Origin of the sequence: Stenotrophomonas sp. AN71 (assembly GCF_050435725.1) — a bacterium.
Classification (GTDB): Bacteria; Pseudomonadota; Gammaproteobacteria; order Xanthomonadales; family Xanthomonadaceae; genus Stenotrophomonas.
Genome location: NZ_JBNDKU010000020.1, coordinates 1 through 14,386, shown reverse-complemented (window position 1 = coordinate 14,386; position 14,386 = coordinate 1). Strand labels below are relative to the sequence as shown.

Genomic DNA, 14,386 nt, shown 5'->3' with positions numbered 1-14,386 from the left:
CTTAGTGGCCGTGCTCGGCTTCGCCCTTGGCCAGCTCGGCCTTGAGCAGGAAGGCGTTGGTGCCGACGATGCGCTCGTTGCCGCTCAGCCCGCCGAGGATTTCGATGCGATCGCCGGCGCGACGGCCGGCCAGTACCGACTGCGCCTTGAAGCCGCCGTCGACGGCGACGAACACCGCGCTGCTGCCATCGACGTTCTGCACCGCATCGGCGGGCACGCTGAGCGAACCGTCCTGGCCCTCGGTGACCACCACCGCCGACACCGGCGAACCGGCCGGTGGCAACGAGGCGTCCACCGGCGTGGCGCGGATCACTGCCACGCCACCCTGCTGGCGCACGTCGGCGGCCGAGCCGGTGACGGTGGCGGTGAAGCTGCCGCCCGGCACACTCACTTCCAGCTTCATGCCCGGGGTGACCTGCGCGGCCAGCGCCGGCGGTGCGGTGAACACCAGCTCGTTCATCGATGGATCGGCGACATCGGCCACCGCGCTGCCGGCGGCCACCACGCCACCTGGGGTGACCTGCACGTTGCCGACGATGCCGGCCACCGGGCTGGTGATGCGCACGCGGCCACTGGCATCGGGCGCACCGTTGGCGGCCGCCTGCGCCTGTGCGGCAGCGGCCTGTGCCTGTGCCGCCAGCGAACGTGCGCGCGAAGCTTCCATTTCCTGGCGGGCGACCACGCCCTGGTCGACCAGGGCTTTGTCGCGGCCATAGGCCAGGCGTGCGGCTTCGGCTTCGGCCGATGCGGCCAGCGCATTGGCGCGGAACACCGCGGCCTCGCCACTGACCACGATGGCCAGTGCCTGGTTCTGCTTGACCGCTGTGCCGGGTGCAACCAGCACGCGTTCAACGCGGCCGGTCACCGTGGAGGCCACCGATGCACGGGCGCCGACCGAGGGCTCGACCCGACCGGCGAGGCGGGTTGAACCGCCACCGCCGCGGCCGATCGCGACCACCTCGATACCGGACGCCTTGATCTGCTCCGGCGTCAGCTGGACCAGACCTTCATCGGCGTCAGCCGGCGCCTTCGCGGCTTCTGCCTTGGCGTCCTTGCTGTCGGCAGCATGGCCGTGGCCATCGTCCGTGCCGGCCTTGGCCGCAGCGGGGTCTTCATTCGCAGGCGTCTGCGCGTTACCGGCGCAGCCGGCCAGGAACACGGTCAGCAGGAGGCCGCCGATCAGGGGGAAGGAACGGGAGAGAGTCATGGGGCCTCCACAAAGGGTGCGCGCCCTTCCAGGCGGGCAAGATCGATTTCCGCGCCGACGCGCGACAGGCGCGCATCCACGGCGGTGCCGCGGGCGGCGATGAGGGCGCTGCGCGTGCTGCGCAGTTCCAGCTGCGAGATGCGTCCGGCGTCGAAGCCGACGCGTGCGAGGCGATACGCCTCTTCGGCGGCGACCACGCTTTCATCGGCGGCGCGGGTGCGGCTGCCGGCCGCCTTCAGCCCGGCCACGGCGGACAGGCGCTCGGCCTCGCTGTCGCGGCGCTGCTGGTCCAGGCGGGCCTCGGCCGCACGCTGGTCGGCATTGGCGGCTCGGATGCCACCCCGGTTGCGGTCGAACAGCGGGATGCTGAGGCTGACGCCGAGGTTGTAGGCGCGCTCGCCGCCTTCGCGGAAGCGGGTCTGCGCGGCGGTGACGCTCAGGTCGGGCAGGGCGCGCTTGCGCTCCACGTCGACCAGGCGGGTTGCCGCTTCCGTTTCGGCTTCGGCGATGCGCACCGCCAGCGCCACGTCGGTGGCCCCACGTGGCAGCGGCGGCGCGCGGTCGAGCAGGCTGTTGTCGATCGACTGCACCGGCGCATCCAGCAGCGCGGTACCGGCCAGGCGGGCCAGTGCGGCATCGCGGAACGCCTGTGCTTCATCCAGCGACGCCGTGGCGTTGGCCACTTCGCTCTGTGCCTGCACGGCACGCAGCTGTGGTTCGCGGCCCTGCTTGACCATCGCGTTGACGGCAGCCGCATCGTCGCGGGTCAGGGTCAGCGCTTCGCCGGCGAGGGCGTAACGACGCAATGCACTTTCCGCCTGTGCGTAGACCACCGCCAGTTGACTGGCGACATCACTGCGGCTCTGCGAACCACGCAGGGCAGCGGCTTGTGCCTCGGCCCGGGCGGCACGGACGCGCGCGCCACGCTGGCCCCAGACCTCCAACGGCTGGGACAGGGTGAGCACGGTGTCGGCCTTGCCCATGCCACGGTAGGTGCCGGAGCCCCAGGCGTTTTCGGCCGAGTAGGAAAGGGAGGGATTGGGCAACGCACGGGCCTGGTCGGCGCGCGCATCGGCGGCCTCGGCCAGTGCCGTACCCACACGGGTGCCGGGCAGCTGGTCCAGGCGTTCAAGCAGGGTGTCGTACGAAGGTGCGGCTTGTGCCATCACCGATGCCGCCGGGGCCAGGCCCAGCAGCACAGCGACGACCAGCCCGGCCGCACGCGGCGACCGAGGTGTCAGGATCGACATAGGGGGATTCCGGTTGTGAGTGAAACGGGAGCCCGCAATCGCGGGACGCGCTCAACTCACGCCCGGGGTGGACGCGTCAATTCATCCTGGGCGACCGCATAGGTCGCCGCATCGCCTGCCATCATCCAGCGCGCCGGCAGGGGCGCACCGAGGCCGGCGATCGTATGCGCCGGCAGGCTCAGGTTGGAGTGGTGGCAGTGATTGTGGCCACAGGCACCGACATGCTTGCCGTCGGTATCGCCATCGGAATCCGGTGCGGACTCCACGTGCACCGTACTGGCGTGCGGTTCCACCGTGCACGCCAGGGCATCGGCCACCGGCACGACCACGAATGCCGCCATCAGCAGCATCAGCAGGGTCGAACGGAGGTGGCGGGTGATCCAGCGCATGAAGGGGAGGCTAGCAAGCGGTTTTCGCCGGATACAATATCAATGGCCGCTTCGGGAATACGTCGGAATCTCCCGTTCAGGTGGGCGGCGCTCGTCTGCTCTGGTAGGTGCCGACCTTGGTCGGCATGCCTTCCGGCCAGTGGGGTCGGATCCCTTTCCTCTGGAAAGGGCTCTGACCCTGACACGTTGCCGGCCAGCGGCCGGCGCTACCGGTCTGCCGGCAGCTTCGCGATCACCTTGATCTCGAACTGGAACCCGTACAGCCAGGTCACGCCGATACCGGTCAGGGTCGGGTGCGGCGCCTGGCCCCAATACTCCGGCACGATCGCCCAGGCCTTCTCGAAGTTCGTTTCCGGATCGACCAGGAACACGGTCACGTCGATCACGTCATCGAACGTGCAGCCCGCGGCAGCCAACACCGCATTGAGATTCTCGAAGGCGCGGCGCACCTGCACCTCGAAGTCCGGCTCGGGCGAACCGTCCTCGCGGCTGCCGACCTGGCCGGAAACGAACAGGAAACCGTTGGATCGGATCGCCGGCGAGTAGCGGTTGCGCTCGTAGAGGGCCTGGCGCCCGGCGGGGAAAACGACTTCACGCTGTGACATGGGGAAGATCCCGTGGGATGAAGACGCCATCCTCCCCGCCAGCGCTGTCTGGATAAACCGAGATGATCGGCATAGATTGATCGTCAATTCCAAATAATCGTGGCCCGCCATGGACCGCTTCGAGGCGATGCGGGCATTTGCCCGGGTGGTGGAAACCGGCAGCTTCACCCGCGCCGCGCACACCCTGCAGGTCAGCCGCACCACGGTCACCCAGCTGGTGCAGCAGCTGGAGGCGCACCTGCGGCTGCGCCTGCTCAACCGCACCACGCGCCGGGTCAGCGTCACCGCCGACGGCGCGGCCTATTACCCGCGTATCGCGCGCCTGCTGGCCGAACTGGACGAGGTGGAAGGTGGCCTTGGCGACGCGGCTGCCCAACCACGCGGTCGCCTGCGGGTGGATGTGCCCGGGCCCTACGCGCGGTTGCGGCTGGTGCCGGCGCTACCGGATTTCCAGGCGCGCTACCCGGAGATCCAGCTGGATATCGGCGTCAGCGACCGCGAGGTCGATGTCATCGCCGACAACGTGGATTGCGTGATCCGCGGCGGCACTCCGGCCGACACGGCACTGGTGGCGCGGCCGTTGGCCGCGCTGCCGATCGGTTTCCACGCCAGCCCGGGCTATATGCAGCGCTTCGGCCTGCCGACCGACCCGCGCGCGCTGGAAGGGCCCAACCACCACATGGTTGGTTTCCTCAGCCCGCGCAGTGGCCGCGCACGGGTGTTCAGCGCACAGCGCGGTGATGAGCGCATCGAAGTGCAGGGCCGCTATACGGTCGGTTTCGATGACGGCAACGCCTATCTGGCGGCTGGGTTGGCGGGCCTGGGTGTGGTGGCGCTGCCCAGCTACATGGCCGCGCCGCACGTGGCGCATGGCGAACTGCTGCCGCTGCTGCAGGACTGGCAGCTGCCGCCGATGCCGATGCATGTGATGTTTCCGCCGAACCGGCACATGAGCCAGCGGCTGCGGGTGTTCATCGATTGGGTGGTGGAAGCGTTGGGGTGAGTGCATCGGTCGCGTGCGAAAATCCGGATGCATGCACTGGAGAACGCACACCCTGATGAGTCGTATCGTCGCACTGGATACCGAAACCACGGGTATCTCCCACCGCCTGGGTCATCGCGTGATTGAGATCGGTGCTGTCGAACTGATCGATGGCCAGCTTACTGGCCGCCAGTTCCACACTTACCTGCAACCGCAGCGCAAGGTCGATTGGGGCGCGCAGCGCGTGCATGGCATCAGCGATGCGATGCTGGTGGGCAAGCCGCTGTTCGCCAGCAAGGCCGCCGAACTGCTGGACTTCCTGCGCGGCAGCGAGATGGTCGCGCACAACGCTACCTTCGACGTGGGCTTCCTGGACAACGAGCTGCGCCTGGCTGGCATCCCCGGCACGCTGGCCCAGCATTGCCGCATCACCTGCAGCCTGAAGCTGGCGCGGGGGCGCTGGCCCGGCCAGGGCAACAAGCTGGACGATGTGCTGCAGCGCCTGCGCATTCCCGGCAACCGGGGCCTGCACGGCGCGCTGAAGGATGCCCATCTGCTGGCCCAGGTGATTCCGCACCTGCGTTGAGGCATGGCCGCTGTTACGCCGGCCGCAACCAGCGCTCGATCATTTCAATGCCGCATGCCACCCCGTCCTCCTTGCTCATCGCCACGCCCAAGGCAGCCGCGCGTGCACGTGTTGCGTCGGTTTCAGCGAAGGTGATGGCTGCTGCCAGCGTTGCTGCGTCCAGTCGCTTCGGTGACAGCGGCGCCGGCGCCACCCGCAACCGATACAGGCGATCGGCCCAGAAGAACTGATCCGCGGCGAACGGCATCACCAGCGAGGAAATGCCGGCGCGGCAGGCCGAATGCGTGGTGCCGCTGCCGCCATGGTGAATGACGAGTGCGCAGCGCGGGAACAGCGCTTCGTGTGGGGCCGGGCCCAGTACGAAGACAGAATCGGGCAAGCGCATCGCAGGCAGTCCCACCCAGCCGGGAAACAGCAGGACACGGCGCGGTGCCAGCGCCTTCAGCAGGGCCGGCAACACGCGTTCGCGATCAAAGCCGGTCATGCTGCCGAAGCCCAGATACACCGGCGGCGGCCCGGCGTCGAGGAAGGCCTGCAGATCGGCCGGCGGCGTCCAGGGCGCATCAGGAAGCCGCCATTGGCCACAGACGATGTGGTCGGCCGGCCAGTCCGTCGATGGCGGCAGCAGCTGCGGCGAGATGCCATAGAGCATCGGCAGGCCGGACCACAGCGAGCGGCGCGGCGATTGCCCCAGCTGCTTGCGGGCCGCGTTGATCGGCCAGCGGAACTGGCGCCAGATCAGGCCGTTGACCAGCCCGTAGCTGGCCCGGTTCAACCAGCCCGGCGAGCGTCCCGGCGGCAGGAACGGAGAGCGGAACGCCCGCGTCGGGCTCAGCGGAATCATGCCGGTGCCGATGACCGGCATCCCGCGGCGTTCGCCCACGCTCATGCCGACAAAGGCCGCCAAGCCACCGGTCAGAATCGCATCGCAGCTTTCGGCAGCGGCATCGGTCTGGTGCATCCAGCCGCTGACATGCTGCAGCGCCATCCGTGCCAGTCCGCTACTGGCGGCGGCAACACCGTTGCCACGCGAGACCAGCGCGACCACTTCGTCATGGATGTCACCTTCAAGAGCCGCATGGGGCACATTCAGCGCCTGCGCGCTGCCCAAGGTGCCGCCATCGGCCAGCAGTGTCACCTCGTGGCCTGCGCCGATCAGCCCATGGCAGAGCATGGCCAGGGGGCGGGTATCGCCTTCGGTTCCGTAGGTCAGGGCCAGCAGCCGCATGGAAGGCTCCGCAGTGATCCGTGCCAGTATGCCGGTTGGCGGTGCCGCAGCCTGGCGCATTCAGCCTCGGCCTGTGGGTAACTTGCGCAAGTGCTTGAACGCGTGCATAATGCGCGGCTCGCTGTGTCCGGTTTTCTACCGGGCGGCGCCCCCGGGAGCACGTCCCCGGCCGCCCAACGCCAGCGTAACCCTTTGATTCTCTTGACGTGTGGTGGGCAACCATCGAGGCCGCCGTCTCCCGGGCTACGGGCTGACAACTACTACTATCGAGGTGCGCAATGTCCCGCGTATGCCAGGTTTCCGGCAAGCGAGTGCAGACGGGTAACAACGTCTCGCACGCCAACAACAAGACCCGTCGTCGTTTCCTGCCGAATCTGCACGAGCGCCGTTTCTGGGTGGCCAGCGAGAACCGCTGGGTCAAGCTTCGTGTTTCCGCGCATGCACTGCGCACCATCGACAAGAACGGCATTGATTCCGTTCTGGCTGAGCTGCGTGCGCGCGGCGAAAAGGTCTGAGGAGTAAAGCATCATGGCAGGCAAGCGCGATAAGGTCCGTATGATTTCCTCGGCCGGTACCGGCCACTTCTACACGACCGACAAGAACAAGAAGAACACCCCGGGGAAGATGGAATTCCTGAAGTACGATCCGGTCGTGCGCAAGCACGTCCTGTACAAGGAAGGCAAGATCAAGTAATCCGCAAGGATTGCTGGTCCCCGCGAAGAAACCCGCCCTTGTGGCGGGTTTTTTCATGCCCGGCATTCCCGGGGAGGGTGCCGACCGCCCCGACCCCGGTGGGTGCCGACCGTTGGTCGGCACGCTGTCCCCACGCCTGGTAGGTGTCGACCTTGGTCGACACGCTGGTTCAAGGCGGTCGAGCGCGGCTCGACTCTACAAAGGCCGGTGGGCAGAATGGCCCATCACCTCCCGACGGGCGACGCGATGCTGTTCGAGTGGTTGCTGGGTTCCTATCTGCTGCTGATCGACTGGCTGATCCGGCTGGTCGCGCTGTGCTGGATCCCCACCCGCACCACGCCGGGGGCGGCGCGCAGCTGGCTGCTGCTGGTCGGCTTCGTGCCGCTGCTGGGCCTGCCGCTGTACCTGCTGTTCGGCCACCCGTGGCTGTCGCGCGAGCGCATCCGACGCCAGGCCGAAGCCTCGCAGGTGATCCGAGAGGAACAGGCACTGCAGCATCGCCTGCGCTGGACCCCGCAGCCGGACACCGCCAGCGCCGAGATCGTGCCGCTGGTGCAACGCCAGGGCGATTTCATGCCGGTGCACGGCAATGCGGTCGACCTGCTGACCGACTACGACGAATCGCTGCACACGCTCATCGCCGACATCGACCAGGCTGAAGACCGCGTGCACCTGCTGTACTACCTGATGTTCGATGACGCGGTGGGCGAGGCCATCGTCGAGGCATTGCAGCGCGCTGCTGCGCGTGGCGTGCAGTGCCGGGTGCTGCTCGATGCGGTGGGTGCCAAGCGCGGCCTGCGCGCCTACCGCAAGCGTCTGGAAGCGCGTGACATCGAAGTGCGGGCGATGCTGCCCGGCGGCCTGCGCTGGCGCCGCAGCGGGCGCATGGACCTGCGCAACCACCGCAAGATCGCGGTGGTCGACAACGAAGTGGCCTATGTCGGTTCGCAGAACCTGGCTGGCCCGCAGTTCGTTCCCGGCCACCCGAACCGCGAGCTGGTGGCGCGCGTGCGTGGCCCGGCGGTGGCGCATCTGGAAGCGGTGTTCGCCAGCGACTGGTACATGGAGACCGGCCAGCGCCTGGACGTGATCGCCGATGTGCCCGAATGCAGCGACGACATCGCCACCCAGCTGCTGCCCAGCGGCCCGGCCTACCCGTACAGCAATGCGCGCGATGCGGTGGCGGCGCTGATCCATCTGGCGCGGCGCCGGCTGGTGATGGTCACTCCGTATTTCGTGCCCGACGAAGCCACGCTCAGCGCCCTGCGCATTGCGGCGCTGTCCGGCGTGGAGGTGCAGCTGATCCTGTCGGCCAGCAACAACCAACGGCTGACCTCGTGGGCACAGGAGGCCTACTACGACGAGCTGCTGCGCTGTGGTGTGCGCATCGCCCTGTACGAGCCGCAGTTCCTGCACGCCAAGCACATGAGCGTGGACGAGGACATTGCCGTGCTCGGCTCGATCAACATGGATATCCGCTCGTTCGCGCTGAATGCCGAGATCGGCCTGATCTGCTACGACCGCGCGTTGGTGCAGCAGCTGTGCGCGATCGAGGACGGCTACCTGCGCGAGTCGCGGCAGCTGGATCTGCAGCAGTGGCGCAGCCGCCCCACGTGGCGGCGCAGCCGCGAGGGCATCGCACGGCTGGCCGACGCGTTGATGTGAGGCGGCCGATGTGAGGCGGAGACAACCGCCTGTTTCGGCAATCCGGCCCGTCATCGCCGATGGCCTACAATCGGCACATGACTGATTCACCGCGTAATGGCGAACTGGAACTGGCGATCATCGGTGGCGGTGCGGCCGGAGTGCTGGTGGCAATCCAGGTACTGCGCCAGGCCCAGGCGCCGCTGGCGCTGGCGATCTTCGAACCGGCCTCGCAGCTGGCCCAGGGCATCGCCTATGCCACGCCGTGGCCGGAGCACCTGCTGAACGTGCCGGCGGCGAAGATGAGTGCGTTTGCCGACCAGCCCAGCGATTTCCTCGACTACCTGATGGCCGCCAACGCCTACCCGGGAGAGGCGCGCGAGGTGCTGGGCGAGCGCTACGTGTGCCGCCACTTCTTTGCCGCTTACCTGCACCAGCGCCTGCAGGAGGCCGTGGCCGCCAGCCCGGCGCAGCTGCAGGTGATCGCGCAGCCGGTGCTGGGCCTGCAGCCGGATGACCACGGCTACCAGCTGACACTCGGCGATGGCCACACGCTGCACGCCGCGCAGGTGGTGCTGGCCACCGGCAACAGCATGCGCCCGCTGCCGGTGCCCGGCGCAGACGCGCTGCCTGCCGATGACGTGATCGAGGTCTGGGACTACGACGGCGTGCGTACCCTGGCCGGCGAACAGGCGGTGGCTATCGTCGGCTCCGGCCTGAGCATGGCCGACACCGTGCTGGCGCTAGTCTCTGCCGGCCACAGCGGCCCGCTGCATGTGATCTCTCGCCACGGCCTGCTGCCGTTGCCGCACGCGCATGGGGGCCTGCCTACCTTCGACCCGGCCACGCTGCTGCCGATGAACCTGCGCCAGCGCCTGCACGCATTGCGTGGGTTTGCCCGTCAGGCACAGGCTGATGGCCTGCCGTGGCAGGGCGTGATGGACCGCATCCGCCCGCACGGGCAGGCGCTGTGGTGCAGCCTCGACGAGGCCGACCAGCGCCGTTTCCTGCGCCATGTGGTGCGCTACTGGGACGTGCATCGCCATCGCATCGCCGAAGAGGTCGACGCGCAGTTGCAGACCCTGCAGGACAGCGGCCAGCTGCGTATCCACCGCGCCCGCCTGCAACGCGTCTGGCGCGAAGGCGATGCGCTGCGGCTGTCTGGCCGCGACACCTCCGGCAATGAACAGCAGTGGAGGATCGGCGGCGTGATCAACGCTACCGGCGTGGAGACCCGCGCCAGCGCGCTGCGCAACCCATTGCTGCAGCAGTTGCAGGCCGATGGCCTGGCCCGCCCCGGCCCGCATGGACTGGGCCTGGACAGCACGGTGCCGGGCCACCGCCTGCGCGCCACCAACGGCCAGCCGCAGGCACGGCTGGGTGTGCTCGGCAGCCTGCGCATCGGCAGCCTGTGGGAAAGCCTGGCGGTGCCTGAACTGCGCCAGCAAGCGCAGGCGCTGGCAACCGAGGTGGTCGCAGGTGCCGCGACGGCGATGCCGTAAAATGAGGGGATGGATGTCTCCCACCTGCTTGATGGCCTGAACCCGGCCCAGCGCGAAGCCGTCTCCGCTCCCCCCGGCCACCACCTGGTGCTGGCGGGTGCCGGTTCCGGCAAGACCCGCGTACTCACCCACCGCATCGCCTGGCTGCATGAAGTCGACGGCGTGCCGACCCACGGCATTTTCGCGGTGACCTTCACCAACAAGGCGGCCGGCGAGATGCGCCACCGCATCGACGCCCAGCTGCCCAATGGCAGCCGTGGCATGTGGATCGGCACCTTCCACGGCCTGGCCAACCGCCTGCTGCGCCTGCATTGGCAGGACGCCAAGCTGCCGGAAGGTTTCCAGGTGATGGATTCGGACGACCAGCTGCGGCTGGTCAAGCGTGTGGTGCAGGCGCTGGAGCTGGACGACGGCAAGTACCCGGCCAAGCAGATCGCGTGGTGGATCAACGCGCAGAAGGACGAAGGCCGCCGCCCGCAGCACATCCAGCCCGAGCCGCATGATGCATGGCTGGAAACCATGCGCCAGGCCTACATCGAGTACCAGGCGCGCTGCGACCGCGCCGGCCTGGTCGACTTCGCCGAGCTGCTGCTGCGCGCGCACGAACTGCTGCGCGACAACCCGGCGCTGCTGTCGCATTACCGCGCCCGTTTCCGCGAGATCCTGGTGGACGAATTCCAGGACACCAACGCCATCCAGTACGCCTTCGTGCGCGTGCTGGCCGGCGATACCGGCCATGTGTTCGTGGTCGGCGACGATGACCAGGCCATCTACGGCTGGCGCGGCGCCAAGGTCGAGAACGTGCAGGGCTTCCTGCGCGATTTCCCGGGTGCGCAGACCATCCGCCTGGAGCAGAACTACCGCTCCACCGCCAACATCCTCGGCGCCGCCAATGCGGTGATCGCGCACAACCCCGACCGCATCGGCAAGCAACTGTGGACCGACAGCGGTGAGGGCGAGCCGATCGATCTGTACGCGGCGTACAACGAGATGGACGAGGCGCGCTACATCGTCGAGCGCGCCCGCCAGTGGGTGCGCGATGGCGGCAGCTATACCGAAGTGGCGGTGCTCTACCGCAGCAACGCGCAGTCGCGCGCGCTGGAAGAGGCATTGCTGAGCGAACAGGTGCCGTACCGCGTGTATGGCGGCATGCGCTTCTTCGAGCGTGCCGAAATCAAGGATGCGCTGGCCTACCTGCGCCTGTTGTCCAACCGTAACGATGACGCGGCGTTCGAGCGCGCGGTCAACACGCCCACCCGTGGCATCGGCGACCGCACGCTGGACGAAGTGCGCCGCGAAGCGCGCGCGCAGGGCATCTCGCTGTGGGAAGCGACCATGCTGGTCACCCAGGGCAGCGCACTGGCCGCACGTGCGCGCAACGCGCTGGCCGGCTTCCTGGTGCTGGTCAACGAGTTGCAGGCGCAGACCCTGCACATGACCCTGGCCGAGCGCGTGGACCACGTGCTGGCCCGTTCGCAGCTGCGCGAGCACTGGAGCAAGGAAAGCCGCAACGTGCTGGACTCGGAATCGCGCACCGACAACCTCGACGAACTGGTGTCGGTGGCGTCGCGCTTCGTGCGCCGCGCTGACGACATCGAGGAAGTGGGCGAGGACATGGACGAGCTGGTCGCGTTCCTGGCCTATGCCGCGCTGGAGGCCGGCGAAGGCCAGGCGCAGGCCGGCGAGGAAGGCGTGCAGCTGATGACCTTGCACTCGGCCAAAGGCCTGGAATTCCCGCTGGTGTTCCTGGCCGGCCTGGAAGAGGGCTTGTTCCCCAGCGCACGTTCGCTGGAGGAAAGCGGGCGGCTGGAGGAAGAGCGCCGGCTCGCCTACGTCGGTATCACCCGCGCACGCCAGAAACTGGTGCTGAGCTATGCCGAGTCGCGCCGCATCCACGGCCAGGACAACTACAGCCTGCCGTCGCGTTTCCTGCGCGAGATCCCGCGCGAGCTGCTGCACGAGGTCCGCCCGAAGGTGCAGGTTTCGCGACCGGCTTCGCTGGGCAGCAGCCGGGTGATGGGCCATGCCTCCATCGAGTTGCCACCGATCAAGCTCGGCGCACTGGTCACCCATCCCAAGTTCGGCGAAGGCATGGTGACCGACTACGAAGGCAACGGTGCCCACGCCCGCGTGCAGGTTGAATTTGCCGACGCCGGCAGCAAGTGGCTGGTGATGGCCTACGCCAACCTGACGGTGATCTGATCACCGCCGGGGTCGGATCCCTTTTCCGTTGGAAAAGGGATCCGACCCCGATACGCTGCAGCCATGACCCGCAACGTGCTGTTCCTCTGCAGCCAGAACCGCCTGCGCAGCCCGACGGCCGAGCAGGTGTTCGCCGATTGGCCGGGCATCGAGACGGCCTCGGCCGGGCTGCTGGCCGACGCTGAGGAAGTGCTCAGCCCCGAGCTGCTGCAGTGGGCCGACCTGGTATTCGTGATGGAGCGGGCGCACCACAACCGCCTGTCCACCCGCTACAAGGCCTGGCTGAATGGCAAGCGGGTGATCTGCCTGGATATTCCGGACGACTACGACTACATGGACCCGGCGCTGGTGGAACTGCTCACGCGCAAGGTGACCCCGTTCCTGCGCTGACCGCATCACCCCCCGTAGAGTCGAGCTTGCTCGACCGTCTTTTGTCAGCAGAAGCAGTCGAGCAAGCGCGACTCTACAATAGCGGCCACATCTTCCAGGAACGCCACCATGACCGAACCCACGCTGCATGTCACCGTGACGTTGAACGCCAAGCTGCAGCCCGAGCATCGCCACGAGCTGTTCGAGGACCCGCTCGACGCATTGCTGCAGGCGTCGGAGATTGGTGAGATCGTTGGCGGTGGCACCGCGGTGTCCGACGAAGGCGAAGTTGAATACGGCGATATCGAGGTAGCGCTGGTGGACGCCGCCGGCGTGCCCAAGCTGATCGACCTGCTGGAACAGCTGGGCGCTCCGAAGGGCTCGAAGGTGCAGGGTGCCGGCGAGGCGGATCGCAGCTTCGGCGTGACCGAGGGTCTGGGCATCTACCTGGATGGCCTGAACCTGCCCGACGAGGTCTACGAACAGTGTGATTCCAACCACGTGTTCGAGCAGCTGTCCGAGCACATCGATGGCCTGGGCGAGATCTGCAGCTGGTGGCAGGGCCCGACCGAGACCGCGCTGTACATGTATGGCCAGTCGTTCGAGGTGATGCGTGAGGCCATCGCCGAGTTCGTGGCTAGCTACCCGCTGTGCCGGAACGCACGCGTGGTGCAGATCGCCTGAGGCCCGGGTCACCGTAGGTAGAGTCGAGGGGGGGGGGGGGGGGGGGTGGGGGGGGGGGGGGGGGGTTGGGGGGGGGGGGGGGGGGGGGCCCGCCCCCGCCCCCCCCCCTCGACTCTACGGTAATGGGTTACCCGCCCGTTGCCTGGCGGGCGATGCTCGCGCGTCACTGCGCGGCGCCGGATTGATCCTGCTCAAGGCACGGCGTGCACACCTGCTGTGTAATGGTGTTGTTCCCATCTGGCCGATCGCCGCGGAGCCCCACCATGTACAAGCGCATCCTGATTGCCACCGACGGCTCCGAGCTGGCCGACAAGGGCCTGGCCAAGGGCCTGGAGCTGGCCAAGGACCTCAATGCCGAGGTCGATATCGTGACCGTCTCCGAGCCGTGGGCCGTCGGCATGTACGACGCCATGGGCTGGAGCGTGGGCTACATGAACAGCCCCGAGTACAAGGCCGACCGCGAGGAAGGCGCGCAGAAGGTGCTGCAGCCGGCGCTGGCCAAGGCCGCCGAGCAGGGCATTACCGCCAATCCGGTGCATGTGCTGGACCGCTACGCGGCCGACGGCATCATCGAGACGGCGGGCGAGCGCAACAGCGACCTGATCGTGATGACCTCGCACGGCCGCCGTGGTGTGACCCGTGTGCTGCTGGGCAGCCAGACCGCCGAAGTGCTGGCTCGCAGCAGCCTGCCGGTGCTGGTCATCCGCTGATTCAAGCGTTCCCGGGGAGGGGACCCGACGCCGGCCGCAGGATGCGCGCCGGCGTTGTTTTTTCCGGCGGCCCGAAGAGCATCCACGCATGGCGTGGATCTACTCCAGCTCACCGCCAAAGGCCCCTGCCATGCGTGGATAGGGCCACCGCGATGCCAGTAGATCCACGCCATGCGTGGATAGGGCCACCGCGATGCCAGTAGATCCACGCCATGCGTGGATGGGTCACCGCGATGCCCGGTAGATCCACGCCATGCGTGGATAGGGCCACCGCGATGCCCAGTAGATCCACGCCATGCGTGGATAGGGCCACCGCGATGCCCAGTAGATCCACG

Annotated in this window: 15 protein-coding genes; 10 read left to right on the top strand and 5 right to left on the bottom strand. The window is 67.9% G+C overall.

Features of this window, described 5'->3' with window-relative positions:
- Position 1 precedes the first annotated feature (1 nt).
- From ABH900_RS20000 to ABH900_RS19985, 4 genes are all read right to left on the bottom strand, one after another.
- On the bottom strand, positions 2 to 1,207 hold the full coding sequence (locus tag ABH900_RS20000; RefSeq protein ID WP_429624970.1) for an efflux RND transporter periplasmic adaptor subunit: 1,206 nt from the start codon (positions 1,205 to 1,207) through the stop codon (positions 2 to 4).
- A complete protein-coding gene (locus tag ABH900_RS19995) occupies positions 1,204 to 2,457 on the bottom strand; it encodes a TolC family protein (RefSeq protein WP_429624969.1) in 1,254 nt (417 codons plus the stop codon). Before ABH900_RS19995 ends, ABH900_RS20000 begins: the two co-directional genes overlap by 4 nt.
- A gap of 56 nt (positions 2,458 to 2,513) precedes the next feature.
- Positions 2,514 to 2,846: a hypothetical protein gene (locus tag ABH900_RS19990; protein WP_429624968.1), complete on the bottom strand. Its 333-nt coding sequence runs from the start codon at positions 2,844 to 2,846 to the stop codon at positions 2,514 to 2,516.
- Between the two features lie 206 nt (positions 2,847 to 3,052).
- Positions 3,053 to 3,451 carry a RidA family protein gene (locus ABH900_RS19985; RefSeq protein WP_429624967.1) on the bottom strand — a complete coding sequence of 133 codons (399 nt, stop codon included), beginning with the start codon at positions 3,449 to 3,451 and terminating at the stop codon, positions 3,053 to 3,055.
- Between the two features lie 109 nt (positions 3,452 to 3,560).
- On the opposite strand from ABH900_RS19985, the gene ABH900_RS19980 reads away from it, so the two are divergent.
- Together ABH900_RS19980 and dnaQ are read left to right on the top strand one after the other, a co-directional pair.
- Positions 3,561 to 4,454, top strand: coding sequence for a LysR family transcriptional regulator (locus ABH900_RS19980; protein WP_429624966.1), 894 nt, complete (start codon positions 3,561 to 3,563; stop codon positions 4,452 to 4,454).
- A gap of 55 nt (positions 4,455 to 4,509) precedes the next feature.
- Positions 4,510 to 5,019, top strand: a complete 510-nt coding sequence (dnaQ, locus tag ABH900_RS19975; RefSeq protein ID WP_429624965.1) for a DNA polymerase III subunit epsilon — start codon at positions 4,510 to 4,512, stop codon at positions 5,017 to 5,019.
- 13 nt (positions 5,020 to 5,032) lie between these two features.
- On the opposite strand, the gene ABH900_RS19970 is transcribed toward dnaQ, so the two are convergent.
- Positions 5,033 to 6,247 (bottom strand): nucleotide disphospho-sugar-binding domain-containing protein, encoded by a 1,215-nt coding sequence (locus tag ABH900_RS19970; protein WP_429624964.1) that lies wholly within the window; start codon positions 6,245 to 6,247, stop codon positions 5,033 to 5,035.
- A 278-nt stretch (positions 6,248 to 6,525) separates the two neighbouring features.
- Here ABH900_RS19970 and rpmB point away from each other — a divergent pair, with 278 nt between their 5' ends.
- The 8 genes from rpmB (at position 6,526) to ABH900_RS19930 (ending at position 14,051) form a co-directional block, all read left to right on the top strand.
- Positions 6,526 to 6,762 (top strand): 50S ribosomal protein L28, encoded by a 237-nt coding sequence (gene rpmB / locus ABH900_RS19965; RefSeq protein WP_005411638.1) that lies wholly within the window; start codon positions 6,526 to 6,528, stop codon positions 6,760 to 6,762.
- A gap of 10 nt (positions 6,763 to 6,772) precedes the next feature.
- Positions 6,773 to 6,940: a 50S ribosomal protein L33 gene (gene rpmG / locus ABH900_RS19960; RefSeq protein WP_169411268.1), complete on the top strand. Its 168-nt coding sequence runs from the start codon at positions 6,773 to 6,775 to the stop codon at positions 6,938 to 6,940.
- A gap of 246 nt (positions 6,941 to 7,186) precedes the next feature.
- Positions 7,187 to 8,605 carry a cardiolipin synthase gene (gene cls, locus ABH900_RS19955; protein ID WP_429624987.1) on the top strand — a complete coding sequence of 473 codons (1,419 nt, stop codon included), beginning with the start codon at positions 7,187 to 7,189 and terminating at the stop codon, positions 8,603 to 8,605.
- Positions 8,606 to 8,664: 59 nt separating this feature from the next.
- A complete protein-coding gene (locus ABH900_RS19950; RefSeq protein WP_429624962.1) occupies positions 8,665 to 10,086 on the top strand; it encodes an FAD/NAD(P)-binding protein in 1,422 nt (473 codons plus the stop codon).
- A 9-nt stretch (positions 10,087 to 10,095) separates the two neighbouring features.
- On the top strand, positions 10,096 to 12,288 hold the full coding sequence (uvrD, locus tag ABH900_RS19945) for a DNA helicase II (RefSeq protein ID WP_429624960.1): 2,193 nt from the start codon (positions 10,096 to 10,098) through the stop codon (positions 12,286 to 12,288).
- A gap of 63 nt (positions 12,289 to 12,351) precedes the next feature.
- Positions 12,352 to 12,678, top strand: coding sequence for a low molecular weight protein tyrosine phosphatase family protein (locus ABH900_RS19940; protein ID WP_429624959.1), 327 nt, complete (start codon positions 12,352 to 12,354; stop codon positions 12,676 to 12,678).
- A 108-nt stretch (positions 12,679 to 12,786) separates the two neighbouring features.
- Positions 12,787 to 13,341 (top strand): hypothetical protein, encoded by a 555-nt coding sequence (locus ABH900_RS19935; protein WP_429624958.1) that lies wholly within the window; start codon positions 12,787 to 12,789, stop codon positions 13,339 to 13,341.
- A gap of 263 nt (positions 13,342 to 13,604) precedes the next feature.
- On the top strand, positions 13,605 to 14,051 hold the full coding sequence (locus ABH900_RS19930; protein ID WP_429624956.1) for a universal stress protein: 447 nt from the start codon (positions 13,605 to 13,607) through the stop codon (positions 14,049 to 14,051).
- Positions 14,052 to 14,386: the final 335 nt, after the last annotated feature.